This is a genomic window from Pseudomonas sp. Yb2C2 (assembly GCF_052112325.1).
In the GTDB taxonomy this organism is placed as follows: Bacteria; Pseudomonadota; Gammaproteobacteria; order Pseudomonadales; family Pseudomonadaceae; genus Aquipseudomonas; species Aquipseudomonas marginalis.
Genome location: NZ_JAVAJK010000024.1, coordinates 89,269 through 115,295 on the forward strand (window position 1 = coordinate 89,269; position 26,027 = coordinate 115,295).

Below are 26,027 nucleotides of genomic sequence, written 5' to 3' on the forward strand. Positions count from 1 at the left end.
TCAGGAGTTTCCAATGGCGAAGAAACCCAAGGCTGCCACCTTCATCAAAGACCCGCTCTGGTACAAGGACGCGGTGATCTACCAGGTTCACGTCAAATCCTATTTCGACTCCAACAACGACGGCATCGGTGATTTTCCCGGCCTGATCGCCAAGCTCGACTACATCGCCGACCTGGGTGTCAACACCATCTGGCTGCTGCCGTTCTACCCCTCGCCACGCCGCGATGACGGCTATGACATTGCCGAATACCGGGGCGTGCACAGCGACTACGGAACCATGGCCGATGCCCGGCGCTTTATCGCCGAAGCCCACAAACGCGGGTTGCGGGTCATCACTGAACTGGTGATCAACCATACCTCCGATCAGCACCCGTGGTTCCAGAGGGCGCGCAAGGCCAAGCCGGGCTCGGCGGCGCGGGACTTCTACGTGTGGTCCGATGACGACCAGAAATACGACGGCACCCGCATCATTTTCCTCGACACCGAAAAGTCCAACTGGACCTGGGACCCGGTCGCCGGCCAGTACTTCTGGCACCGTTTTTATTCCCACCAGCCGGACCTCAATTTCGACAACCCGCAGGTGATGAAAGCCGTGCTGTCGGTGATGCGCTACTGGCTGGACATGGGCATCGACGGCCTGCGCCTGGACGCCATCCCTTACCTGATCGAGCGCGATGGCACCAACAACGAAAACCTGCCGGAAACCCACGACGTCCTCAAGCAGATCCGCGCCGAGATCGACGCCCATTACCCCGACCGCATGCTGCTCGCCGAGGCCAACCAGTGGCCGGAAGATACGCAGCTGTATTTCGGCGACCGCAAGGGCGATGACGGTGATGAATGCCACATGGCGTTCCACTTCCCGCTGATGCCGCGCATGTACATGGCGCTGGCCCAGGAGGATCGCTTCCCGATCACCGATATCCTGCGCCAGACCCCGGAGATCCCCGCCAACTGCCAATGGGCGATCTTCCTGCGCAACCACGATGAACTGACCCTGGAAATGGTCACCGATAAAGAGCGCGACTACCTGTGGAACTACTACGCTGCTGACCGCCGCGCACGCATCAACCTGGGCATTCGCCGGCGCCTGGCGCCCTTGATGGAGCGCGACCGCCGCCGTGTGGAGTTGCTCAACAGCCTGCTGCTGTCGATGCCCGGCACGCCGACCCTGTATTACGGCGACGAAATCGGCATGGGCGACAATATCTACCTCGGCGACCGCGATGGCGTGCGCACGCCGATGCAATGGTCCATTGACCGCAACGGCGGTTTCTCCCGCGCCGACCCGGCCAGCCTGGTGCTGCCACCGATCATGGATCCGCAATACGGCTATCTGTCGGTCAACGTCGAAACCCAGGCCCAGGACCCGCACTCACTGTTGAACTGGACCCGCCGCATGCTGGCGGTGCGCAAGCAGTCCAAGGCGTTTGGGCGCGGCAGCCTGAAAATGCTCTCGCCAAGCAATCGCCGCATCCTGGCGTATACCCGCGAATTCACCGGCGAAGACGGGCGCAACGAAATCATCCTGTGTGTGGCCAACGTCTCGCGCAGCGCCCAGGCGGCCGAGCTGGACCTATCGGCCTTTGCCGGCATGGTCCCGGTGGAGATGCTCGGCGGCAATGCGTTCCCGCCCATCGGCCAGCTGAATTTCCTGCTGACCCTGGCGCCGTATGGCTTCTATTGGTTCGTGCTGGCGGCGGAAAACCAGATGCCCAGCTGGCACGTGGAGCCGGCGCAAAGCATGCCGGACTTCACCACCCTGGTGCTGAAAAAGCGCATGGAAGAGCTGCTCGACGAACCGTGTCGCACCGCCCTCGAACAGACCTCGCTGCCCGCCTGGCTGCCCAAGCGCCGTTGGTTTGCCGGCAAGGACACCGCCATCGACAGCGTGCGCATCGCCTACGGTGTGCGCTTTGGCGACCCCCAGCACCCGGTCTTGCTCAGCGAGCTTGAGGTGACCGCCGGTGGCCAGGTCAGCCGTTATCAGCTGCCGTTCGGTTTTCTTGGCGAAGACCAGTTCACCAGCGCCTTGCCGCAACAGTTGGCCCTGGCCCGGGTACGGCGGGTGCGTCAGGTCGGCCTGGTGACGGACGCCTTCAGCCTGGAGCACTTTATCCGCGCGGTGATCCAAGGCCTGCAGGCCGGTACCGTGTTAAACGGCAGCGACGGCGACCTGCGTTTTGAAGCCACGCCACACTTGGACACGCTGCAACTGACGGACGAGTCGCCGGTACGTTACTTGTCTGCCGAGCAGTCCAACAGCTCGGTGGTGGTGGGCGAGAGCCTGGTGCTCAAGCTGATCCGCAAAGTCAGCGCCGGGGTGCACCCGGAGCTGGAAATGAGCGCGTACCTGACGCAGGCGGGTTACCCGAATATCTCGCCGCTGATGGGTTCGGTGATTCGCCATGATGGCGCAGGCGAGGACAACCTGCTGATGATCGCCCAGGGCTACTTGAGCAACCAGGGTGACGCATGGAGCTGGACCCAGAACAACCTGGAACGTGCCATCCGCGATGAACTGGCCGAGGCCATCTCCGAACAGGAACAGCATTACAATGCATTGGGCGAGCTGGCGGACTTCGCCGGGCTGCTCGGCCAGCGCCTGGGTGAAATGCACGGGGTACTGGGTGCCAACACGACCAATAAGGACTTCAAGCCCGAACCGACCAGCGCCAAGGATACCCAAGCCTGGGCCAAGGACGTTGGGGCGCAGATCGACCGTGCATTGCAATTGCTCAAGCTGCATCAAAGCCAATTGAACCCTGCCGATCAGGCGCTGGTCAGTGAATTGCTGGCGCAGAAAAAAGCCATCGGCGCGCATGTCCAGGCGCTGGCGAAAGCCACCTTGGGCGGGCTGCGCATTCGGGTTCATGGTGACTTGCACCTGGGCCAGGTGCTGGTGGTGAAGGGCGATGCCTACCTGATCGACTTTGAAGGCGAACCGGCGCGGCCGCTGCATGAACGGCGCGGCAAGCACAGCCCGTATAAAGATGTGAGCGGCGTGTTGCGCTCCTTTGACTACGCGGCGGCCATGGCCTTGAACGTACAAGGGGTGGATCACTCGCCCGCAGCGGACCAGGCGCGCAGGCGCGTGACCGATCGCTACCTGAAAGAGGCCCGCCAGGCATTTATCCAGGCTTATCAGGCCGCTGCGTCTACACTGGCGCATGACTGGCAGGATGCCAAGGGCCAGGACGCCGCGCTGACGTTGTTCAGCCTGGAGAAGGCCGCGTATGAGGTAGCGTACGAAGCGGAAAACCGCCCGACCTGGTTGCCGGTGCCCCTGCGGGGCTTGCACGGGTTGTTGAGCGGGATTACATCTAAATCGAACACTGCACGCGGTGGGGAGACGTCATGAGCTTTACGAATAAAGAACCGCTGCAACCGAAGTTGACAGCCATGCCGGCGTCCAAGGACGTCGAAGCGCTGGTGCGCGCCGAGCACCACGACCCGTTTTCCATTCTCGGGCCACACGATGACGAGCAGGGCGGCCAATTTATCCGCGCGTTCCTGCCGGAGGCCTTGAGTGTCCAGGTGCTGAGCCGCGATGGCGGTGAACAGATCGGCAGCCTGGATGCGACCCAGGTGCCGGGCCTGTTCGTCGGGCAGTTCAACACCCGCCAGGCGTACTTGCTGAAAATCCAGTGGGCCGGTGGCGAGCAGATCACCGAAGACCCTTACAGCTTCCAGCAACTGTTGCTGGGGGAGATGGACCTGTACCTGTTCGCCGAAGGCAACCACCGTGACCTCAGCAGTTGCCTGGGGGCCCAGGTGACCAGCGTCGATGGCGTAGACGGCGTGCGTTTTGCCGTGTGGGCGCCGAATGCGCGGCGGGTCTCGGTGGTGGGGGACTTCAATATCTGGGACGGCCGCCGCCACCCGATGCGCCTGCGGCATCCGTCGGGCGTGTGGGAGATCTTCATTCCCCGCCTGCAACCTGGCGCCGCCTACAAGTACGAAATCCTCGGCGCCCACGGGATTCTGCCGCTCAAGGCCGACCCGATGGCGCTGGCGACCCAGTTGCCACCCGATACCGCCTCGAAAGTCGCCGCGCCGTTGCAGGTGGACTGGCAGGACCATGAGTGGATGCAAGCGCGGGTCGAGCGACAGAAGGCCACGGCGCCGCTGTCGATCTACGAGTTGCATGTGGGCTCCTGGCAGTGCGAGCTGGACGAGGCCGGCGAAGTAGCGCGCCAATACACCTGGCGCGAGCTGGCCGAGCGGTTGGTGCCGTATGTGCAGCAACTGGGCTTCACCCACGTCGAATTGATGCCGATCATGGAACACCCGTTCGGCGGTTCGTGGGGTTACCAGGCGCTTTCACAGTTCGCACCGACGGCGCGTTTTGGCTCGCCGGAGGACTTCGCCTATTTCATCAACGCGCTCCATCAGGCCGATATCGGCGTGATCCTCGACTGGGTGCCGGCGCATTTCCCCACCGACACCCACGGCCTGGCGCAATTCGACGGCACTGCGTTGTATGAATACGCCAACCCGCTGGAAGGCTTCCACCAGGACTGGGACACGCTGATCTACAACCTGGGCCGCACTGAGGTCCACGGCTTCATGCTGGCCTCGGCACTGCATTGGCTCAAACACTTCCACATTGACGGGCTGCGCGTGGACGCTGTGGCGTCAATGTTGTACCGCGACTATTCGCGCAAGGCCGGCGAATGGGTGCCCAACCGCCATGGCGGGCGCGAGAACCTGGAAGCCATCGACTTCCTGCGCCACTTGAACGACGTGGTGGCACTGGAAGCGCCCGGCGCCCTGGTGATCGCCGAAGAGTCCACCGCCTGGCCCGGCGTCAGCCAGCCCACCCAACAGGGCGGCCTGGGCTTCAACTACAAGTGGAACATGGGCTGGATGCACGATTCTTTGCATTACATCCAGCAGGATCCGGTCTATCGCGCCCATCACCATAACGAGCTGAGCTTCGGCCTGGTGTATGCGTGGTCCGAGCGCTTCATCCTGCCGATTTCCCACGATGAAGTGGTGCACGGCAAGCACTCGCTGATCGACAAGATGCCGGGCGACCGTTGGCAGAAGTTTGCCAACCTGCGCGCCTACCTGGCGTTCATGTGGATGCATCCGGGCAAGAAGCTGCTGTTCATGGGCTGCGAATTCGGCCAGTGGCGCGAGTGGAACCACGACCAGCAACTGGACTGGTACTTGCTGCAGTACGCCGAGCACAAAGGCGTGCAAAAGCTGGTGGGTGACTTGAACCGCCTGTATCGCGAAGAGCCGGCCCTGCACGAGCAGGATGATGCGCCTCAGGGGTTCCAGTGGCTGATCGGCGACGACGCGATCAACAGCGTCTACGCCTGGCTACGCTGGAGCAAGGACGGCAAGCCGGTGCTGGTGGTGGCCAATTTCACCCCGGTGCCCCGTGAGGCCTACAAGGTGGGCGTACCGTTCGGTGGGCGTTGGAGCGAGGTGATCAACAGTGACGCCGATACCTACGCGGGTTCCAATTACGGCAATGGCGGTGGCGTGTTCACCGAGGATGAGCCACGCCATGGGCAACCGGTGTCACTGTCGTTGAACCTGCCGCCGTTGGGGGTGCTGATTTTGCGGCCTGACGGGAGTTAAAGGCTCTACCCTGCTGGATTCAGTTGTCCACGCTGGTGGCAGGGTGCCACAATGGCGCCTTTGTCATGGCAGTCGAATCAGGCGAATTTCATGAATGGCCTTGGGCATGGGCGGGATCAGGATTGCTTTATAGAGGCACAGGTGCGAACCGACCGTTTGCACCAGTTGTTTCGCCAGTCATTTGCAGCCATTTTCGGCAGCTACATGGCAGCCGCCATGCTCTGCTGGCTGTGCTGGGAGCGCTTCGATCACACGTTCATGGTGGTGTGGCTGGTGGTGCTGGGCGCGTCGTCGCTGCTGCGGGTCAAGATGTTCCTGGACTGGTTCCGCTGCCCCAACAGCGAACGCACCCCGGATCGCTGGGAGCGCCGCTACTGGGTCACGCTGGTACTGTCCGCGAGCATTTGGGGGGCTGGGGCACTCGCGCTGATGCCCCCCGATGATCGGTTGTCCCAGGCGCTGGTGATGCTGTTCACCGTGGGGATGTCGGTCAGTGCCGTGTCGTGTTATTCGGCCTATCGCTATATGACCCTGGTGTCCATCGGTCTGGTGTTGCTGCCGTGCACCCTGTGGCTGTTGTTCCAGCCGACATCGATGCAAGTGGGTATCGGCATCGCGGTTCTGGTGTTTTCCACGTTTGTGGCCAGTGCCACGCGCAAGTTGTCCGATGCACTGGAGAAAGCCTTTCGCCTGACCCGGCAAATGGAACGGGCCCATAACATCTCGACCCGTGCCGCACAGACCGATGAGCTGACCGGCCTGATGAACCGCCGGGCGTTTTTCGAACATGCGCAATTGCTGTATGCGCAATGCCGTCATAACCAGCAGCCGCTGTGCGTGCTGATGATGGACATGGACCACTTCAAGCAAATCAACGACACCTATGGGCACCAGGCCGGCGATCAGGTCTTGCGCCAGATTGGCGGGGTGATCAGTGCGTCGTTCCGCAAGGCCGATGTGTATGGTCGCTTGGGCGGCGAAGAGTTTGCCGTGTTGTTGCCCAATACGTCGTTGGACACCGCGCGCAATATTGCCGAGGACCTGATCAAGGCTATAGCCGGTTTGGCCGCCGAGCCGGTCAAGGGGCTGTCAGCCAGCCTTGGGGTGGCGTTTACCCATGCCGTGGACGAGGACCTGCACGGCCTGATGAACAGCGCCGACAAAGCGCTGTACCGGGCCAAGGCATTGGGCCGCAACCAAGTGGCCGTGGCGGAGTAGGGCGCTGCTCAATCCTTGTGCATGGCCTTGATCAATACCCGCGAAACCTGCTCGGCAGAGTAAGGCTTGGGCAGGAACTCGAAGCCGTCATAGCCATTATCGGCCAGCTCTTCGCTGTAGCCCGAGGTCAGTATCACCGGCAGGTCCGCTCGACGCTGGCGCAGCAGCTTGGCCATGGCGACGCCGGTGATACCGGGCATGACCACGTCGGAGAAGATCACATCGAAGGCCCTCCCATCGTGCCCCGCAAGGGTCAGGGCCTGTTCGGCATCGGTCACCCAGGTGGCCTGGTAGCCCAGGTCTTGAAGAATCTGGCTGGCAAACCGCCCGATCTCCAGATTGTCCTCCACAATCAGCACCCGGCACTGTGATGTGTCGTGGGACGACGCCAGCGTTTCCTCGCAGGGGGGCGGCGCTGCTTCGGCTTCGACCTGGGGCAGATACAAGGTGAATACGCTGCCTTGGCCAGGCGTGCTGGTCACATCGATATTGCCCTCCGACTGCTTGGCGAAGCCGAAGACTTGCGACAGGCCCAGGCCGGTGCCTTTACCCACCGCCTTGGTGGTGAAGAACGGCTCGAAAATGCGTTCGACGGTGTCTTCGGGAATGCCGGGGCCGGTATCGGCGAGCGAAATGGCGACATACGCCTTACCCGACCCGGCATCGCCGCGAATGTGGGGCAACGGCTGTTCCGCGATGACTTTCAGGGTCAGGGTGCCCTGGCCATCCATTGCGTCCCGTGCATTGAGGGCGATGTTGATCAGTGCGGTTTCAAACTGGCTGGCATCGATCCGCGCAAAACACGGCTGCGAAGGCATCTCGACGCGTACATGAATGCGCGCGCCTGTGACGCTCTCCAGCATCTCGCCGATGTTCTGTACGCGCTGGCCCACGTCGAAGACTTCCGGGTTCAGCGGTTGGCGACGGGCAAAGGCGAGCAATTGGCTGGTCAGCTTGCTGGCCCGCTCTACGGTATCCGCCACTGCGCCCATATAGCGCTGGCGACGCTGTTCCGACAGGTCTGGCTGACGCAGGAAGTCCACCGATGAGCGAATGATGGTCAGCAGGTTGTTGAAGTCATGGGCCACGCCGCCGGTGAGTTGGCCGATGGCTTCGAGTTTCTGCGACTGGCGCAGCGCGGCTTCGGCCTTGGCCAGCGCCAGGGTGCGCTCTTCGACGCGCTGTTCCAGGGTGGTGTTCAGTTCGGCATAGGCCGCCAGGCCCTTGCGCACATCGGCATCGGCACGCACGCGCTCGATATGCGCCCAGGAGCGCTCGGTGACTTCCCGCAACAGGGCCAGGTCGTAGGGTGACCAGGCGCGTGGGTTTTTGTCATGGACGGCCATCAGGGCGGTCAGGCGACCGTTCTTGATCAGCGGCATGCAGATCGTCGCCGTCACCCCAAGGGCCTGGAAGGTGGCGGACTCTGCGGGTGGCAACTCGCGCAGATTGTCGTGGATCACCAGGGGCTCGCCGGCGCGCAGGCATTTGACGGCCATCTCGCCGAACGCCGCCAGGCTGTAGCGGCCGATGATGCTGGGCGAGCCGGGCGCGGTCCAATTGTCACGAATGGTAAAGCCGTCTTCATCGGCGTCCATGTCGGCGTAGGCGCAATTGCTCACCTGCAGGTGCTCGGCCAGCAAGCGGGTGGTGCTGGTCATGATGGCTTCGGCATCGACGGCGTTGACCACCGCGTTGCCGATGGCGTCCAGCACCGCCAGGCGGCGTGCCAGGAACACCGTGGCGGTGGTCTCGGTGACGGTGTCGAGCATGCCGACCACCTTGCCTTGGGGATCGCGGATCGGGCTGTAGCAGAAGGTGAAGTACGCCTGCTCCCGCCTCGGGCCGCGTTCAATCACCAGGGGAAAGTTTTCGATATAGGTGGCGTGGCCCTCGAAGGCGGCGTTGGCGATGGGGCTGACGTCATCCCACACCTCGGCCCACACTTCGTTGAACGGGCGCCCCAACGCGTAGGGCTTGCTGCCCAGGATCGGGATAAACGCATCGTTGTAGAGCGTGATCAGCTGCGGGCCCCAGACAATCGCCTGGGGAAAGCTGGAGGCGAAGCACAGCGCCACGGTGGTCTTTAACACGTCCGGCCACTGTTCCAGCGGTCCTAGGGGCGTATTGGCCCAATCATGCTGACGTACTTGCTCAGCCATGTCGCTGCTGCTTTGCAGCCAATTCATCATTGGGAGAACACCTTGTATTCCGGAATCTTCAACGCGCCCGCAAGGATGTGGCGTAAAGCTACAGACCTGTCTGGTCGCTGCCAGTTCAGCACGATTATCCGCTAGATGGCATTTTGATGCTGCATTCGTTTGAAAGAGCGAAGGCCGGGGGGCGGGCGATTGCCCAACCCTTACTGCGTGCCGAATAAAGCGGTCCAGTAGATGCCCGCGTCACTCTTCGGGTCCATGGCATAGGCCGAGCCCAATTCGCGAAACTGCGGGTTCATCAGGTTGGCGCAATGACCTGGGCTGGCGAGCCAGCCGTCGACCACCTTGCGCGGGGTGTCCAGGCCGGCGGCGATGTTTTCGCCGATGTTCTTCGCGATATACCCGGCCAGTTCCGCGCGGTCGCCAGGCGTGCGGCCGTCGTGGTCCAGGTGGTCGAAGAAATTGCCGTTGGCCATGTTGCGCGTGTGGCTGTTGGCGGCCCCGGCCAGCGCCTCGTTCCACGATAATGGCGTGGTCGCGGTAAACGCCTGGGTACCGCACTGGCGCGGTTGCGTGCGGGCGGCATTGATCAGGTCGAGCAGCTTGCGGCCTTCGGTTTGCCAATCGCCCAGGCCGCTGGACAGCAACGGGCGGGCCAGCACGATGCGCCAGTCCTGGCCGCTGTTGCTCACGCCGATGTCGACGAATTGCGGGTCCAGCACCACCCGGCAGAAACTCTCGCGCACGGCTTTCATGGCTGCCTGGGCGTCCTTGGGCCCGGACAGGCTGATCGCCTGCACATTGACCATCGGGTACGCGGCACGGGCCAGGGCCTGCTGCAGGTCGCCGACGTTATTGGCCGGCAGCACCAGCCGTGTATCGTTGGCCAACGGTGGCAGTTCCTGGGAACCCTGGTCGCCGCAGCGCTGCACCTGGCTGCGGTACTCGTTGATCTGTTGCACCAACTGACTTTCTTCATTCGCCATCGCGCTGGCGCAGAACACCGTACTGGCGGCCAGCGTCGTAAGACCCATCATCAATGACAGAACGCGCATGGACGTTACCCTTGAGCTTGAAAGTGCCCATGATGCGCGATGTAACCCCGTCTGGCGCAACGCCTTTTTTGTTTTTTTGCCTCAACGGGTATTCTGTGGGGCATTCACGGCGCGGATGCGGCCCGTTGCCATCGCGGTGGCCAGCAGGATCAAGCCCACGGCGACGGTGAAAGTCGCATGCAGGCCGCTGGTCACGGATTGCGCGTTGGCGCGGGTGACATCCGGGGTCGCCCAGGCGAACACCGCCCCCAGGGCCGAGGTACCGAAGATCAGCCCGATATTGCGTGACAGGTTGAGCAAGCCTGCGACCGTACCTCGGCGCGCACCGTCTACATCGCACATCACCGCAGTGTTGTTGGCGGCCTGGAACAGACTATAGCCCGTCGTCAGAATCACCAGCCCCCCAAGGTAGGCGATCAATCCTGAGGCCAACGACAACAGTAATGCGCCGCAAAACAGGATGCCCAACCCGGCGAAAGTCATAAGGCGCCAGCCCTGGCGGTCGGTGAGGCGGCCCGCCGGTACACCGCTGAGCGCCGCGACACAGGGCCCGACGGCCATGGCCAGGCCCATCCATTGCGGGTCCAGCCCCAGCCCCTTGGACAGGTAGAAAGGGCCGACCACAAAGGTTGCCATGATCACCGCCGCTACTAACGCACTCATCGCGAGACTCGTGCGCAAGGGTGCTTCCTTCAACGGTGACCAGACGCTGGAAGGTGAGCCTGCTTGGCGTCGATCAACCGGCAAGTAGCGCCACGCGAGGCTGGCCGTGAGTAACCCCAAGGGCATGCCCACCAGAAACAGCGCGCGCCACCCCCACACACTGAGCAATAACCCGCCAGCGGCGGGGCCCATGGCGGTACCGACGGCTGACATCGTGCCCAGCAGGCCCATCACCCGGCCGGTGCGTTCCTTGGGCACCGTGTCGCCGACCATCCCCAGCGCCATGGCCATCATGCTCGCCGCGCCCAAGCCCTGCAGGAGGCGTGCGGCAATCAGCCAGCCCAGCGAGGGCGCGCCCGCACACAGCCCACTGCCCAGCGCAAACAACAGCAGCCCGGCGAGCAACAGCCGGCGACGGCCCAGGCGATCGCCCATTCGGCCGGCCATGACAATCACCGCCGTGATCGCCATCAGGTAGGCCAGAACCACCCACTGCACGGCATGAAACGACGCATCGAATGCCTGTACCAGGCTGGGCAGGCCGACATTGGCGATGCTGGTGCCGAGGGCGGCGAGCAACATGGACAGCGACAGGCTGGCAAGGCCGCCGCGTGAAGACGTATTCATGGAAGATTCCTTGGGTGGACGCAACTGTCACAAATCTACGGCCTGGCCTAACATGGCGGAAGACGCAGGGTTTGCAGTTAATACCTGCGTCAAACGCCTGCTAAGGAGCGCCCATGCCCGACTTTAATCTGCTGATTACCCTGGATGTCTTGCTGGCCGAAGGCAGTGTCGCCCGAGCGGCCAAACGCTTGCAGTTGAGCCCCTCGGCCATGAGCCGGGCGCTGGCGCGCTTGCGCGAGACCACCGGCGATCCGCTGTTGGTCCGCGCCGGGCGCGGGCTGGTGCCGACGCCGCGGGCGCAGGCATTGCGTGAGCAGGTCAGCCGCCTGGTGCAGGACGCCCACGCGGTGCTGCGCCCGGCACAATCCCTGGACCTGGCCCAGGTGGAGCGCACCTTCACCTTGCGCACCAGCGAAGAGTTCGTCGAAAATTTCGGTCCCGCGTTGCTGGCGCGCATCGCACGGGAGGCACCCGGTGTACGCCTGCGTTTCGTCAGCAAGACCGACAAGGACAGCACGTTACTGCGCCAAGGCAGCGTCGACCTGGAAACCGGCGTGGTCGACCCTGACGCCAGCCCCGAAGTGCTGACCCAGGCGCTGTTTCGCGACCGTTTGATTGGCGTGGTGCGCAGCGGCCATCCCCTGAGCCAGGGCGACATCAGTGCCGAGCGGTTTGCCCAGGGGCGCCACGTCTACGTCTCGCGGCGCGGGCAGGAGCGCGGCCAGATCGACGATGGGCTTGAAGCCCTGGGCTTGACGCGGCAGATCGGCACCATCGTCGCCGGGTTCGCCACGGCCATCGCCCTGGCCCGCGACACCGACCTGATTGCCTGCGTGCCCGAACGCTACACCGCCCATCAGCGCGAAGGCCTGTACAGCTTTGCGTTGCCGTTGACGCTGGCACCGTTCACCGTGGCGATGCTCTGGCATCCGCGGCTGGATGCCGACCTGGCCCACCGCTGGTTGCGCGGGTGCGTGCGTGAGGTGTGCGGACACTGAACGGCCTGCAACAGGTACAATCGCCGCTGCCTTGACGCGAAACCCCAGGAATCTGCATGTTCAGCCTTACCCGCTACACCACACCGTGCCCCGAGCCCATCAATGCCCAGATCCTGCAGATGGTGGTGGACAACCTCACCGACATCAGCAGCGTCGCACTGCCGCCGAGCAACCTGCTCTACAACATCTACCAATATGCCATCGGCTTTGAGGTGCACCTGTACCTGGAGGCATTGGGCGGGTCGAAGGGGATTGCCGTTGAGTTGATCGTGGCGATGCTCGAGGAGCAGGTGATTGGCTTTTGCCTGTACCTGCCGGTGAAAGATGATCCTGAAGCCTGTGGCATCGCCTTTATGGCGGTACAGGCCGGTTTCCGGCGTCAGGGTGTGGCGCGCGGGATGATGGCGGACGTGGTGGCGCGCTATCCCCATGCCGAGTTGGCATGTGCCGTGGAGAAGGTAGCGGCCTTCGAGGCCATGGGTTTTCAAGTGCGGGGTGCGCGGGGCACCCAGGTGTTGATGAATACCCGGGCCTACGGCACCGATGGCTTGATGGGCGTGTTGGATGTGGCGGCAATCTACAGTTCGCTGGAGGTACGCCAGATCCATACCTACCTGCTGCAAAAACACGGCAAGCGGGCGATGGTGGATGCCGAGAAACAGCGGGACCGGCACCTCGATCAACTGGCACGCAAGGTCCAGCTGTTTGTGGCAGGGCGTTAGCCTGGCCTGCTTGGCTTTTTTGTAGTGCTTCTGTAGTGAGCGGGCTTGCCCCGCGCTGGGCTGCGAAGCGGCCCCAGAAACAGCCCCTGAGCTGCCTGGCACACTGCAGTGCTCTTATTGGGGCTGCTTCGCAGCCCAGCGCGGGGCAAGCCCGCTCACCACAACAAGCCCGCTCACCACAGAAGCTTCTTCAGTCTTCAACGCTGTGCGCGGTTGACCATCGCCAGGATGGTTGCCAGTAGTTCCTGTTGCGCTTCTTCCCGGCTGATCTCGCCGCTCGCCGCAGCATCGGACAACGCTTCCGCCGCCCCCAGCATCGCCCGTAATCCTGGCTGTGAAACCTGGCCAAAGGGCGCCAGCGCGGCGCGGCATTTGTCGAGAAAAATCGCCTCATACTTACGCTTGAGCGCTTCCAGCTCCGGCGAGCTGCTCAGTGCGGCAATCACCCCCGGAATTTCCCGGCCCTGCAATAACACGCAATCGACATAGCACGAGGCGATCACCCAGGCACGTTCTTCCAAGGTCGCGCTGCTGGCGTCGAGGGCTTCGGCAAACACCTGGGTCTGACGCGCGTCAAAGTCTTCATACAGCGCGGCGAGCAGCCCGGCACGGGTGACGAAGTGGTCGTAGACCACCGGTTTGGTGACGCCGGCCAGTTCCGCCAGGCGGCCCAGGGTCAGGGCTTCGGTGCCTTCCTCGCGCACCAGTTGCCAGGCCACCTCCAGTAATTGACGCAGGCGATCTTCACGGGACAGGCGACGACGTGGGGCAGGGGATTCAGGGCTTGACATGCTTATATACCAAAAGTAACTTGTTGGTGTTAACTTACCAAAAGTAGATTAAACCCAAAGGGAGTCAAAGTCATGCACGCACTCATCGTCGTTGCCCATCACGACCCACAATCCCTCACCCACGCCGTGGCCGCGCAGGTGGCTGCCGGGCTGACTGCTGAGGGCCACACCTTCGAAATCGCCGACCTCGCCGCCGAAGGCTTCGACCCGCGCTACACCGCCGCCGACCACCTCGTACACCACACCCGCGCCACGCCCCCGGCCGACGTGCTGGCGGAACAGGCACGCATCGACCGCGCCGATGCCCTGGTGCTGGCGTTCCCGATCTACTGGTGGTCGCTGCCGGGCCTGCTCAAGGGCTGGGTCGACCGCGTGTTCGTCAACGGCTGGGCGATCGATTACGGCCCGGACATGCCCGTGGTGAAAAAACTGCGGCACTTGCACGTGCACCTGTTGGCCCTGGGGGCGGCCGATGAAAGCGCGTTTGACCGACACGGCTACGCCAAGGCGATGCGCACGCAGATCGACTACGGGATTTTTGATTACTGTGGAGCGAAAGTGGTGACGTCGGCGTTGTTGCTGGAGTCGGAAGATGGCGCGGCGACCGCGCATCTGCAAACAGCCAGGGCGGTAGGGCAGAAACTGTTCGAGGCCGAGACGGTCGCCGGTTGATTCAACCTTCGCGAAACAGGTCGTGGGCGTCCAGCAGGCGGTAGGCAATTTCCGGATTTTTCTCCAGGCCCCGGCGAATCGCCGCCGGGATCGCTTGCCGGGTCTTGCGGCACATGCCTGGCAGCTCGTCGATGACGATCTGGATGCCGCGCATGCTCTTGACCTCGTTGTGCCCCGGCGCGATATGCACGCGGATGCCCAATAGCTCGTGCATCCGCTGTTGCATGCGCTCCAGGTCTTGCAGGCTTTGCAGGTTTTCCAGGCGCTCGACCAGGCGTTTCTCTTCCTGCCGCGTCAGGCTGAGGATACGCAGGTCCGCGCCGGGGGCTTCCAGCAGTTGTTCACGGTCGCAGACACAGGCACCGGGTGGGCAGGGTTGGCGAATGGTCATGATCCTTACCTCCCCATTCCGACGCCGTTGAGTCAGTCGCTCAACGCGACCCCAAGGCTGCCCAGGGCCTTCCAGTACCCAGGATAGGTCTTGGCCACGCAGTCCGGGTCCTGAATGCGGATTCCCGCGATTTTCAACCCCGCGAGTGCAAAGCACATGGCGATGCGGTGGTCGGCATGGGTGTCGATCAGGGCGTTGCACGACGTGCCGGCCAGCGCCGGGTCGGCCGCGACCAGCAGGTCATCGCCTTCAATGCTGGCGAGGCCCGGACGGATCGCATTGAGGCCGTCATGCAGGGCCTGTACGCGATCGCATTCCTTGACCCGCAGGTTGGCCAGCTCAGTGAAACGCACCGGGGTGTTGTTGAAGGCAGCCAGGACCGCCAGGGTCGGGATCGCGTCCTGCATCTGCGAACCGAGCACGGTGGCCTGCATATTCGGGAACTGCGCGATCACGGCCTGGGCCTTGGCGTCTGGTTGGGTGAAGGCCTGGGCGGCCACGCCGATGTCGATGCGGCCACCGGTCAACACTTCGGCAGCCCACAAGTAGGTGGCGGCGGAAGCGTCGGGTTCGATCAGGTAATCATGGGCGGTGTAGCCGGTGGGGGCCACGCGCCAGGTGGTGTCGTCGACCACATCGACCTGGGCGCCGAAGGCCCGCATGCAGTCCAGGGTCAGGTCCACGTAGCCACGGGCACCGATGTCCTTGCCGGTCAGTGCCACTTCAATCGGCGCTTCGCCGCACGCGGCCAGCATCAACAGGGCCGATACATACTGGCTGGACAAGCCGCCGTCGATCTCGAAGCGCTTGGCCTGGACCGTGCCCACGCCGTGCACCGTCACCGGCGGGCAACCGGTCGGGCTGTCGACCTGGATACCGTTCCGGCCGAGGGTGGCCAGCAGCGGGCCGATCGGACGTTTCTGCATATACGCGTCGCCGTCCAGTACCACCGTGCCTTGCACGGTAGCCACGGCGGCCGTCAGGAAGCGCATCGCGGTGCCGGCATTGCCGAGGAACAACGGCTGCGCCGGCAATTGCAGCTTGCCGGTGCCGGTGACCACGAAGGTGGTGTCGTCCGGCTCGTCGATGGTCACGCCCATCTGGCGCAGGGCCACCGACATATGCCGGGTGTCGTCGCTCTTCAAGGCGCCGCTCAGGCGGCTGGTGCCCTTGGCCAGCGCCGCCAGCAGCAGGGCGCGGTTGGTAATGGATTTGGAGCCGGGGGGCGCGACCTTGCCATTCAGGGGGAAGTTGGGCGGTGTAACGGTCACGGTTTTCTGCGAACTCAAGGTGCAAGGCTCCTGATCAAGGCAAGGTGGTACGGAGTGGCCGACGGGCGGACCCGAATAATCGGCCAAAGGTGCGGTGCTTGTCGAGGTCTAGCGCTTGCTCAACCAGTAATCGTGCAGTGCCCGTGCCGCCGGTTCGATAGCGCTGACCCGTTGCTGATGCAGCTCCACATCCAGGTCGGCGGGCAACTCGAAGTTGTCCTGCTCGGCGCACCAGGAGATTTTATCCAGGTTCGCTGCCTGCTCCGCGGGCAACTCAGGCCAATTGCCGATAGCGGCGCCACGGATATAACCAAAGCACCATTCTTCGGCGAGGGTCACGACTTGGTCCTGGTGTTCGGTTTCATCGAAGCGTGCCTTAAAGGCCTTGGCGTCAGTCGCCAGTTGTGCGGCCAGGGTGTTGATATGACGCACGCACAGGTCAAGGAACTGCTGGGCCTCTTCGGCGTTTTCCCACTCCGGGTTCTGCCCGCCCCAGATCGCCGGGAACCACTCGGCGATGTCCACCTGTGCCGGGCTGGACACCAGCGCGGTGAAGTAGCCGTCGAGTTCGGCCAGGTTCAGCACCGAATGGTCGTCGCCGTATTTCAACAGGGTTTCTTCGATGAATTCGAAATCGGCGGGGGCGAGGGGTTGGGCGTGCATGGGCATATCCTTTAAACGTCGAACGCCGCTGATGGGGCGGCTCAAAGCGCGAAGGATGGCGTGTGCCGGGGCTTTTATCCAGCGTCTTTTCCATCGCCGTTGCCAGTCCCGCTTTTGGCCGATGCGCCGTCACGTACCCTTGTTATAGTTCAGGCCTTATCACTCGCCAGCCAGGGATCACTGCCATGTCCGAATATCAAGCTTTCGTCGTCGAACTCAGCGGCAACGTAGCCCATGTGCAGATCAACCGCCCGGAAAAGATCAACGCGATGAACGCCGCGTTCTGGACCGAGATCATCGACATCTTCCAATGGATCGAAGACACCGACGCCGTACGCGCCGTGGTGCTCAGCGGTGCCGGCAAGCATTTTTCCTCCGGCATCGACCTGATGATGCTGGCCTCGGTGGCCAATGACTTCGGCAAGGATGTGGGCCGCAATGCACGCCTGCTGCGGCGCAAGATCCTCGAACTGCAAGCCTCGTTCAGCGCCGTCGACAACTGCCGCAAACCGGTACTGGCGGCGATCCAGGGTTACTGCATCGGTGGCGCCATCGATCTGATCAGCGCCTGCGACATGCGCTACGCGGCTGAAGACGCGCAATTCTCGATCAAGGAAATCGACATCGGCATGGCCGCCGACGTCGGCACCCTGCAACGCCTGCCACGCATCATCGGCGACGGCATGCTGCGTGAGCTGGCCTACACCGGCCGCCCGTTCGGTGCCGAGGAGGCGCGCAGCATCGGCCTGGTCAATCGCGTGTATGCCGACCAGGAAAGCCTGTTGGCCGGCGTGTTCGAGATCGCCCATGAAATCGCGGCCAAATCGCCGATTGCGGTCACTGGCACCAAAGCCATGATCAGCTACATGCGTGACCATACGGTCAATGACGGTCTGGAATACGTTGCCACCTGGAACTCGGCTATGTTGCAATCCAACGACCTGCGCGTGGCCATCGCGGCCCATATGAGCAAGCAGAAACCCGAATTCGTGGATTGACTGACATGACCCCAGGCTGGATTACCACAACGCTGCTGGACAACGACGCCCCCGGCGGCTGGGCCGTCGCCCGCAGCCGCGACGGCTTTTTGCATGACGCCAACGGCCCGCTGTTCCCTCGGGAATGGCTCAAGCGCCAGGAGCTTTCGGTGTTTGCCGAACATGGCATCGGCCACCTCGACGGTGAGCCGGTGTATCTGCTGGAACTCGACTCGGCGGGCGAAGTGCCTGGTTGCAGCTGGCAGGGCCTGCGCGGCTTCATGCTGCAAGGTGATCACACCCTCTACAAAGTGCTGGGCTACGCCGCGCAGATCGGCACCTGGGCGCGGGAGCATCGGTTCTGCGGCAGTTGCGGCCAGGCCATGGTCCAGGTGCCACGGGAACGGGCGATGTATTGCCAGGCCTGCGACCTGCGCAGCTACCCGCGGATTTCGCCGAGCATGATCGTGCTGGTGACCCGTGGCGACGAGATCCTGCTGGCGCGCTCGCCGCGGTTTGTCACCGGCGTCTACAGCACCTTGGCGGGCTTTGCCGAGCCGGGGGAGTCGGCCGAAGACTGCCTGATCCGCGAGGTGCGTGAAGAAGTGCAGGTGGAGGTCAGGAACATCCAGTACATGGGCAGCCAGTGCTGGCCGTTCCCCCATTCGATGATGCTGGGCTTCCATGCCGAGTACGCCGGTGGCGACATCGTGCCCCAGGCCGACGAGATCGAGGACGCGCAGTGGTTCAGCATCCACGACCTGCCGCCGTTGCCGGCGTCACGCTCGATTGCGCGTTACCTGATCGACCTCTACCTGGCCCGTCGCCTAGGCCACGCTGAACCAGTGCTGCCAGGCTAGGCGCACGGTCAGGCCGAGAACCACGGTGATAAACACCGGGCGAATGAATTTGGCGCCGCCGCTGATCGCGCTGCGCGCGCCAAAGAACGCGCCACACATCACCGACACGCCCATCGCCAGGCCGACAATCCAATCCACCGAGCCGTTGAAGATAAACACCGACAGCGCCGCCGCGTTGCTGACGAAGTTCATGCTGCGCGCCACGCCGCTGGCCTTCACCAGGTCGATGGGGTGCAACAGCATGGTGCTCACGGTCCAGAATGCACCGGTACCGGGGCCGGCCACGCCGTCGTAGAAGCCCAGGCCGAAACCCTGGGTGCCTTGCCATTTCTTCTTGATCGGCGCGTCGGCGTCCAGTGGCGCCTTGGGCGTGCCACCAAACAGCAAATACACGCCGCAAGCGAATACGATCACCGGCAGCATTTTGTTCAGGGTTTCGGCGGGCAGGTAGTGGGCAACCACCGCACCGGCCAGCGCACCGATCAACGTGCCGATGATCGCATGCACCCACTGGCGCGGGTGGAACAGCTTGCGACGGTAGAAGGTGAAGCTGGCCGTGGCCGAACCGAAGGTGGAGCTGAGCTTGTTGGTACCCAGTACCAGGTGGGGCGGCATCCCGGCGGTGAGCAGCGCCGGGGTGGTAAGCAGGCCGCCGCCACCGGCGATGGCGTCGATAAAGCCGGCGATAAAGGCCACGACGGCGAGAATGGCGAGGGTGGTGAGGTCTACGCTGAGTTCGAAGGGCATGGGGGAGTGCTTATGGTTGGCAGTGCGCAGCAAAACGCTGTGCGAAGGGCTGCCATCTTACCTGCCTGATGTACGCAGAACCAAATGTGGGAGGGGGCTTGTTTCCGTGGCGGCCTTCGGGCCGACCATGTCGTTGGTTTTGACCGAGTACATATCCGTTGCTGCGGTAACGGCCACTTATGGTTTCGCTTTTACAGCGACTCACTTTTGGAGGGACCCAAAAGTAAGCAAAAGGTCCTCGCCCCAACACTCGGCACCTCGCTTAGGCTCGGTGTGCCCTCACTCCGGCTTTGGAGCGTGGGCCGCCGCAATGGGCCATCCTTGGCCCAGTGCGGCTAACCCGGCGTCCTGCCGGGTTACCCACGCTCCAAAGCCTGCGTTCGGCCAGCGTGTTTGACAGGGCGATCCCAGATCAAAAACAAAGCGAGGCGGCCTTAAAGCCGACCTGATCTTTGAAGCGTACGCGGTGTGGCTTCTACTTCCTTAACCGCTGACGAAGTCAGCAATCTTTTGATCTGCTCTGGCTCTGGCTTTTGATCTTGATCTCAGGCGCCCCGTTAACCACGCTGGCCGAACGCAGGCTTGAATCCGTGGGTAACCCGGCAGGACGCCGGGTTAGCCGTCCTGGGCCAAGGATGGCCCATGACGGCGGCCCACGGATTCAAGCCTTCGTTCGGGCATACCGAGCCTAGGCGAGGTACCGAGTGGTGGGGCGAAGCGTTTTTGGTTACTTTTGGCGCTTTTCCAAAAGTGACACGCCGTAAGGGCGTAACCATAGGCGGCCGTTACCGCAGCAACGGATATGTACTCATTCCACGCCAACATCCTGGTCGGCTGTCAGGCCGCCATCGGGAGCAAGCCCCCTCCCACATTTTGCCCACGGTCTGTCAGTTGCCTATTTGTGAGTCCCCATCCACTCCAGCGCCGTGCGCCACACGCAAATCCCGAGGAAATACGCCGACATCACCGACCACAACCCAAACGTCCACGGATTGGTGTTGGGATAATCCACCACCATCAAAAAGCTGCAGAGCAACCAGATGGTGGTCACTGCGATATTGATCGGCATGAAGCGCTTGACCCGGAACGGGTGCAGGAACTTCATCGGCGTCACGGTCAGCAGGGCCAGGCCGATCACGGTCAGCAAGGTGACCCAGGCGTCCGGCTGGATGATGTATACGCACAAGGCCACCACGTTCCAGGCGGCGGGGAAGCCGACGAAGTAGTTGTCCTTGCTCTTCATGTTCACGTTGCAGAAGCAGAACAGCGATGACACCAGGATCACCGACACGGTGAACAGGTGGGTAAAGTCCGGCAGGTCGATATAGCGGTAGATAAACAGTGCCGGAATAAACACATAGGTGAGGTAATCGATCACCAGGTCCAGTACCGAGCCGTCAAAGCTGGGCAATACCGTGCTGACATTCACCCGTCGCGCCAGGGAACCATCGACGCCGTCTACTACCAGGGCCAGGCCCAGCCAGAGCAGGCAGGCCTTGGGTGAGTTTTCCAGCAGCGCCAGGGTGGCCAGGAAGGCCAATACCACACCGGTGGCGGTAAAGCCGTGGGCGCCCCAGGCTTTGATTCTGGCTACATGCAGGGTCGATATCACGGGCGGTTCTCCAAAAGGTGAAACGGGGCAGCCGACAACGTGACGCTGTCGAGTCTGGCCGGGGAATGCAGGTATCGACCGGGAAGGGGGTCATAAGGTTCACCGCCCGGCGCATCACATAGCGTAGCAAGCGTAGGACGTTTCGGCATCAGCCTTGGCGAAACACCAGTGCCTTCAGTCCGCTTTGCGCGTCGATATCCGGAAATTCCGGCGGGTTTTGCAGCCGTTCAATAAAGCGCAGGCCCGGTGCTTCGCGGGTGACGCCGTCGATCAGGAAGTCTTCGCCGAAGGCCGGGTCGTTCATGCACGCCAGGACAGTGCCCTGGGCCGTGAGCAAATCCGGCAGGCGACGCAGTACGCGCTGGTAGTCCTTGGTCAGCAGGAAGCTGCCTTTCTGGAAGGACGGTGGGTCGATGATCACCAGGTCGTAGGGGCCGCTGTGGGTGACCTTGGCCCAGGATTTGAACAGGTCGTGGCCGAGGAAGGTGACCTTGCTCAGGTCATGACCGTTCAGGCGGTGGTTATCGCGGCCGCGGCTCAGGGCGCCACGGGCCATGTCCAGGTTCACCACGTGGCTGGCGCCGCCCTCGATGGCCGCGACCGAGAAGCCGCAGGTGTAGGCAAACAGGTTGAGCACGCGCTGGCCCTTGGCCTGTTCGCGCACCCAGTTGCGGCCGTAGCGCATGTCGAGGAACAGCCCGCTGTTCTGCTTTTTGCCCAGGTCGATGAGGTAACGCAGGCCGCCTTCGGTGATGGTCAGCTCGTCGATGGCTGCGCCCACCAGCCATTCCGTGGTGCTTTGCGGCAGGTAGCGGTGTTGCAGCGCCACGCTGTGGGCGCCGGATTGGGCCCAGTCGAAGTCGATCAACAGCTGTTTCAACCCCTCCAGGTGAGGCGCTTCGGGCTCTTTGAACAGCGCGACCAGCACCACGCCTTGCAGCCAGTCCACGGTCAATTGCTCCAGGCCCGGCCAGCAGCGGCCACGGCCATGGAACAGGCGCCGGGTTTCAGCCGGCGGGCTGGCCAGGGCGGTGAGCAGGTGGGCGTGCAGGGTAGCGAGTGCGTCTGGGTTCATCGTTGAGCGTCGGTCATTGAGCGGGCGGCATTTTAAACACACTGGTGAGGTTTCGGGTTGTTTGAGCACAACGTGCTGGGAAAAAGCCCATGGGCAGTGATTCATGCTCAAAATTCTGTAAACCGCGCCTGATAACAGGCAAAAAATCCTCAAGCGCCGACATAAACTGGAAAAAAAAGCCCGGAGGTGCCCATGAACGGTTTCGCGAGTGCAGTGAATCACACAGCCCTGGATCAACCAGAGCTAGACGAATGGCGCGACGCGCTGGCGTCGCTGGTAGCCAATGCCGGCCCTGAGCGCGCACGCCAGATCCTCGATCTGCTGGCCCGCGATGCCAGCGCTCCGCACATCGACTGGAAACCCCGCCACGGCACGCCCTACATCAATAGCATCAGCGTCGAGCAGCAACCGGCGTTTCCCGGCGACCTGGCCACCGAAGAGCGCCTGGCCTCACTGGTACGCTGGAACGCCCTGGCCATGGTGGTGCGGGCCAACCAGGCCTATGGCGAGCTCGGTGGCCACATTGCCAGTTACGCCAGTGCGGCGGATTTGTTCGAGGTGGGCTTCAATCACTTTTTCCGCGCCCGCAATCACGACTTTGGCGGCGACCTGGTGTTCTACCAGCCGCATTCGGCCCCCGGCATTTATGCGCGCGCCTTCCTTGAAGGGCGCTTGAGCGAGGACGACCTGGCCCACTATCGGCAGGAACTCGGTGGCGCCAAGGCCGGGGCGAGTGGGCTGTGCAGTTACCCGCACCCGTGGTTGATGCCTGACTTCTGGCAGTTCCCCACCGGTTCCATGGGCATTGGCCCCATCAGTTCGATTTTCCAGGCGCGCTTCATGCGCTATCTGCAGCATCGCGGCCTGCAGGACACCGCCGAGCGTCACGTGTGGGGTGTCTTCGGCGACGGCGAGATGGACGAGCCGGAAAGCATGTCGGCCCTGACCCTGGCCGCGCGCGAAGGCCTCGACAACCTGACCTGGGTGGTCAACTGCAACCTGCAACGCCTCGACGGCCCGGTGCGTGGCAACGGGCGGATTATCGACGAGCTGGAGGCATTGTTCGCGGGGGCGGGCTGGAACGTGATCAAGCTGGTCTGGGGGTCGGACTGGGACGCCTTGCTCGCCAAGGACGCCGACGGTTCCCTGGTCAACACGTTGTCGAACACCGTGGACGGCCAATTCCAGACCTTCGCTGCCAAGGACGGGGCCTACAACCGCGAACACTTCTTCGGCCAGAGCGCGGCGCTGGCCAGCTTGGTCAAGGGCATGAGCGATGAGCAGATCGACCGCCTCAAGCGTGGCGGCCACGACATGGTCAAGATCCACGCCGCCTATCATGCCGCGCGCCGGGTCAAGGGCAAGCCCACGGTGATCCTGGCCCAGACCAAAAAAGGCTTCGGCATGGGCGAGGCCGGGCAGGGCAAGATGACCACTCACCAGCAGAAAAAGCTCGATCGCGACGCGCTGCTCGCTTTCCGCAACCGTTTCCAGTTGCCGCTGAGCGATGAACAGGCCGAGTCGCTGAGCTTCTTCAAACCCACGGATGACAGCCTCGAGTTGCGCTACCTGCATCAGCGGCGCACGGCCTTGGGCGGTTATGTGCCCAGCCGTAGCCAGGCCGCGGCACCGGTGAACGTCCCGCCCGTGAGCGGTTACGCCGGTTTCGCCACGGCGGCCGACGGCAAGGAAATGTCCACCACCATGGCCTTCGTGCGCATGCTGACCAACCTGCTCAAGGACAAGGCGCTCGGGCCGCGCATCGTGCCCATCGTGGCGGATGAGGCGCGCACTTTCGGCATGGCCAACCTGTTCAAGCAGATCGGCATCTATTCCAGTGTCGGCCAGCGTTATGAGCCGGAAGACATCGGCTCGATCCTCAGCTACCGCGAAGCCACCGACGGGCAGATTCTTGAAGAAGGCATCAGCGAGGCCAGTGCCATCAGTTCCTGGGTCGCGGCGGCCACCAGTTACTCGGTGCATGGCCTGCGCATGCTGCCGTTCTACATCTATTACTCGATGTTCGGCTTCCAGCGCGTCGGCGACCTGATCTGGGCCGCCGCCGACCAGCGCGCCCGTGGCTTCCTGCTCGGTGCCACGGCCGGGCGGACCACACTCGGCGGTGAGGGCTTGCAGCACCAGGACGGCAGCAGCCACCTCACCGCCGCCACCGTGCCCAACTGCCGCGCCTACGATCCGGCGTTTGCCGGGGAATTTGCGGTGATCCTCGACCACGGCATGCGCCAGATGCTGGAACAGGATGTGGACGAGTTCTACTACGTGACCCTGATGAACGAAAACTACCCGCAGCCAAGCCTGCCCGCAGGCGTGGAGGCGGCGGTCATCAAGGGCCTGTATCGCCTGGAAGGCGCCGCCGACGCCCGGGTACGCCTGCTCGGTTCGGGCACCTTGCTGCGTGAAGCCCAGGCCGCCGCGCGGTTACTGGCTGAGGATTGGCACGTGGCGAGCGAGGTGTACAGCGTCACCAGTTTCAGCGAACTGGCACGGGAGGCGCGGGAAGTGGAACGCTGGAACCGCCTGCATCCGCAGGCCGGCAAGCGTGTCAGTCACCTGAATGACTGCTTGCCGGCAGGTGCGCCAGTGGTTGCCGTGTCCGACTACGTACGCGCAGTACCGCAGATGATTGCGTCCTATCTGGACTCCAGCTACACCGTGCTCGGCACCGACGGGTTCGGTCGCAGTGATACACGGGCGGCGCTGCGGGATTTCTTTGAGGTGGATCGGCATCACATCGTGCTGGCGGCGCTTACCGCGTTGGTGGAGCAGGGCAGTCTTGAGCGGCAGGTTTGCCAGCAGGCGATTGAGCGGTATGGCTTGCAGGTGGATCGCGCAGCTTCCTGGACCTGCTGATTCCCCCCGTAGATACAACACCGCGTAAATCCGTAGCTGTCGAGCCCCGGCGAGGCTGCGTAGGCCGCGACTCGAGCTTGAATCGGCAGCGCGCCTGACGCAGCCTCGCTGGCAGCTCGGCAGCTGCTACGACGGTCACATGCTGCTGGCGATGAGGGGCTGACCGAACACTTCGCGTATAAACCCCGGGGCGATATACCGCTCGTAATGCGCCTCGGACAGCAGGAAAAACTCCCGGTCAATGGCATCGCGCAAATCCGCCAGGCTGCGTTCGCGAAACTCCGGCAACAACGCCAACCCATAGGCGTCCAGCCTGGAAATCACCCGCGCGCCCCGGGCAATCAGCTGGTACGCCCAGCAATACGGCGACTGGTGCGGCATAAAGCGAATCTTGCGGTCTTCCAGTTGCTGGCGCAGGCGCTGCGGGTCGAACACTTCCAGTTTGCTGGCCATCACCTGCACCAGCAACTGCTCAAGGCGCAGCCATACCGCCTGCTTTTCCTCGGCGTTGTAGCCATTCCACTGGATCACTTCATGGTGATAACGCTTGCAGCCTCGGCAGACCAGGTCCCCGTAAACGGTGGAGCACAGGCCGACGCAGGGGGTCTTGATGGTTTGATTGGGCATAAAAAATATCGACAAGTGAAACAACACGGCCCCAGAAAGGGGCCGTTTTTTAATCAATCCCAGCTCAGCGCACCGCCGGTCTGATACTCGATCACACGGGTTTCGAAGAAGTTTTTCTCTTTCTTCAAATCCATGATTTCACTCATCCACGGGAACGGGTTAGTCGTCCCCGGATACTCTTCCTTCAAGCCAATCTGCGACAGGCGACGGTTAGCGATGAACTTCAAATAGTCTTCCATCATCGCGGCGTTCATACCGAGCACCCCACGCGGCATGGTATCCCGCGCATATTCAATCTCCAGCTGAGTCCCCTGCAGGATCATCTGGGTCGCTTCTTCCTTCATCTCGGCATCCCACAGGTGTGGGTTTTCGATCTTGATCTGGTTGATCACGTCGATACCGAAGTTCAGGTGCATCGACTCATCGCGCAGGA

The 26,027-nt window shown here is 62.8% G+C and carries 21 protein-coding genes; 9 read left to right on the forward strand and 12 right to left on the reverse strand.

The genetic code is table 11. The annotated features are described in order from the left end of the window. Positions 1-13 precede the first annotated feature (13 nt). The 3 genes from treS to Q8X51_RS26815 are packed head-to-tail and all read left to right on the forward strand — an operon-like array spanning position 14 to position 6,813. Positions 14-3,361 carry a maltose alpha-D-glucosyltransferase gene (gene treS, locus Q8X51_RS26805; RefSeq protein WP_065948634.1) on the forward strand — a complete coding sequence of 1,116 codons (3,348 nt, stop codon included), beginning with the start codon at positions 14-16 and terminating at the stop codon, positions 3,359-3,361. After that, positions 3,358-5,595, forward strand: a complete 2,238-nt coding sequence (gene glgB / locus Q8X51_RS26810) for a 1,4-alpha-glucan branching protein GlgB (protein WP_065927837.1) — start codon at positions 3,358-3,360, stop codon at positions 5,593-5,595. Before treS ends, glgB begins: the two co-directional genes overlap by 4 nt. A gap of 51 nt (positions 5,596-5,646) precedes the next feature. After that, a complete protein-coding gene (locus Q8X51_RS26815) occupies positions 5,647-6,813 on the forward strand; it encodes a GGDEF domain-containing protein (RefSeq protein WP_065948632.1) in 1,167 nt (388 codons plus the stop codon). 8 nt (positions 6,814-6,821) lie between these two features. On the opposite strand, the gene Q8X51_RS26820 is transcribed toward Q8X51_RS26815, so the two are convergent. The 3 genes from Q8X51_RS26820 to Q8X51_RS26830 all read right to left on the reverse strand — a co-directional run bounded on the left by Q8X51_RS26820 (position 6,822) and on the right by Q8X51_RS26830 (position 11,317). Then, positions 6,822-9,005 carry a GAF domain-containing protein gene (locus tag Q8X51_RS26820; RefSeq protein WP_407694830.1) on the reverse strand — a complete coding sequence of 728 codons (2,184 nt, stop codon included), beginning with the start codon at positions 9,003-9,005 and terminating at the stop codon, positions 6,822-6,824. 170 nt (positions 9,006-9,175) lie between these two features. Continuing rightward, positions 9,176-10,027: a CAP domain-containing protein gene (locus tag Q8X51_RS26825; RefSeq protein ID WP_065927834.1), complete on the reverse strand. Its 852-nt coding sequence runs from the start codon at positions 10,025-10,027 to the stop codon at positions 9,176-9,178. 81 nt (positions 10,028-10,108) lie between these two features. Then, complete coding sequence (locus tag Q8X51_RS26830; RefSeq protein WP_407694831.1) at positions 10,109-11,317, reverse strand: MFS transporter; 1,209 nt, start codon at positions 11,315-11,317, stop codon at positions 10,109-10,111. A 113-nt stretch (positions 11,318-11,430) separates the two neighbouring features. On the opposite strand from Q8X51_RS26830, the gene Q8X51_RS26835 reads away from it, so the two are divergent. Both Q8X51_RS26835 and Q8X51_RS26840 read left to right on the forward strand, forming a co-directional pair. After that, a complete protein-coding gene (locus tag Q8X51_RS26835; protein ID WP_407694832.1) occupies positions 11,431-12,315 on the forward strand; it encodes a LysR family transcriptional regulator in 885 nt (294 codons plus the stop codon). A gap of 56 nt (positions 12,316-12,371) precedes the next feature. Beyond that, complete coding sequence (locus Q8X51_RS26840; protein ID WP_065927831.1) at positions 12,372-13,037, forward strand: GNAT family N-acetyltransferase; 666 nt, start codon at positions 12,372-12,374, stop codon at positions 13,035-13,037. Positions 13,038-13,234: 197 nt separating this feature from the next. Here the strand turns inward: Q8X51_RS26840 and Q8X51_RS26845 are convergent, their stop codons facing one another. Further along, positions 13,235-13,828, reverse strand: a complete 594-nt coding sequence (locus Q8X51_RS26845; protein WP_065927830.1) for a TetR/AcrR family transcriptional regulator — start codon at positions 13,826-13,828, stop codon at positions 13,235-13,237. A gap of 72 nt (positions 13,829-13,900) precedes the next feature. Here Q8X51_RS26845 and Q8X51_RS26850 point away from each other — a divergent pair, with 72 nt between their 5' ends. Continuing rightward, the gene (locus tag Q8X51_RS26850) at positions 13,901-14,500 is read left to right on the forward strand and encodes an NAD(P)H-dependent oxidoreductase (protein ID WP_065927829.1); all 600 of its coding nucleotides are present in this window, start codon (positions 13,901-13,903) and stop codon (positions 14,498-14,500) included. A gap of 1 nt (position 14,501) precedes the next feature. On the opposite strand, the gene Q8X51_RS26855 is transcribed toward Q8X51_RS26850, so the two are convergent. The 3 genes from Q8X51_RS26855 to Q8X51_RS26865 form a co-directional block, all read right to left on the reverse strand. Further along, positions 14,502-14,891, reverse strand: coding sequence for a hypothetical protein (locus tag Q8X51_RS26855; protein WP_065927828.1), 390 nt, complete (start codon positions 14,889-14,891; stop codon positions 14,502-14,504). A gap of 32 nt (positions 14,892-14,923) precedes the next feature. Continuing rightward, positions 14,924-16,180 (reverse strand): 3-phosphoshikimate 1-carboxyvinyltransferase, encoded by a 1,257-nt coding sequence (gene aroA, locus Q8X51_RS26860; protein ID WP_330215996.1) that lies wholly within the window; start codon positions 16,178-16,180, stop codon positions 14,924-14,926. Between the two features lie 90 nt (positions 16,181-16,270). Next, positions 16,271-16,825 carry a UPF0149 family protein gene (locus Q8X51_RS26865; RefSeq protein ID WP_407694833.1) on the reverse strand — a complete coding sequence of 185 codons (555 nt, stop codon included), beginning with the start codon at positions 16,823-16,825 and terminating at the stop codon, positions 16,271-16,273. A 185-nt stretch (positions 16,826-17,010) separates the two neighbouring features. Here Q8X51_RS26865 and Q8X51_RS26870 point away from each other — a divergent pair, with 185 nt between their 5' ends. Continuing rightward, on the forward strand, positions 17,011-17,823 hold the full coding sequence (locus Q8X51_RS26870; protein ID WP_315871800.1) for a crotonase/enoyl-CoA hydratase family protein: 813 nt from the start codon (positions 17,011-17,013) through the stop codon (positions 17,821-17,823). 5 nt (positions 17,824-17,828) lie between these two features. After that, positions 17,829-18,662, forward strand: a complete 834-nt coding sequence (nudC, locus tag Q8X51_RS26875; RefSeq protein ID WP_065927825.1) for an NAD(+) diphosphatase — start codon at positions 17,829-17,831, stop codon at positions 18,660-18,662. Here the strand turns inward: nudC and Q8X51_RS26880 are convergent. From Q8X51_RS26880 to Q8X51_RS26890, 3 genes are all read right to left on the reverse strand, one after another. Further along, positions 18,630-19,409: a TSUP family transporter gene (locus Q8X51_RS26880; RefSeq protein ID WP_065927824.1), complete on the reverse strand. Its 780-nt coding sequence runs from the start codon at positions 19,407-19,409 to the stop codon at positions 18,630-18,632. The two genes, nudC and Q8X51_RS26880, sit on opposite strands and share 33 nt — an antisense overlap. 895 nt (positions 19,410-20,304) lie before the next feature. Further along, the gene (pcsA, locus tag Q8X51_RS26885) at positions 20,305-21,021 is read right to left on the reverse strand and encodes a phosphatidylcholine synthase (RefSeq protein ID WP_027606368.1); all 717 of its coding nucleotides are present in this window, start codon (positions 21,019-21,021) and stop codon (positions 20,305-20,307) included. A 148-nt stretch (positions 21,022-21,169) separates the two neighbouring features. Beyond that, positions 21,170-22,096, reverse strand: a complete 927-nt coding sequence (locus Q8X51_RS26890) for a class I SAM-dependent methyltransferase (protein WP_137212457.1) — start codon at positions 22,094-22,096, stop codon at positions 21,170-21,172. Between the two features lie 192 nt (positions 22,097-22,288). Here Q8X51_RS26890 and mdeB point away from each other — a divergent pair, with 192 nt between their 5' ends. Next, a complete protein-coding gene (gene mdeB, locus Q8X51_RS26895; protein ID WP_065927822.1) occupies positions 22,289-24,967 on the forward strand; it encodes an alpha-ketoglutarate dehydrogenase in 2,679 nt (892 codons plus the stop codon). 135 nt (positions 24,968-25,102) lie between these two features. On the opposite strand, the gene Q8X51_RS26900 is transcribed toward mdeB, so the two are convergent. Both Q8X51_RS26900 and Q8X51_RS26905 read right to left on the reverse strand, forming a co-directional pair. Beyond that, positions 25,103-25,594 carry a DUF1289 domain-containing protein gene (locus tag Q8X51_RS26900; protein ID WP_065948623.1) on the reverse strand — a complete coding sequence of 164 codons (492 nt, stop codon included), beginning with the start codon at positions 25,592-25,594 and terminating at the stop codon, positions 25,103-25,105. Between the two features lie 53 nt (positions 25,595-25,647). After that, a partial coding sequence (locus Q8X51_RS26905) for a ribonucleotide-diphosphate reductase subunit beta (protein WP_170058888.1) occupies positions 25,648-26,027 on the reverse strand: 380 nt, incomplete at its 5' end.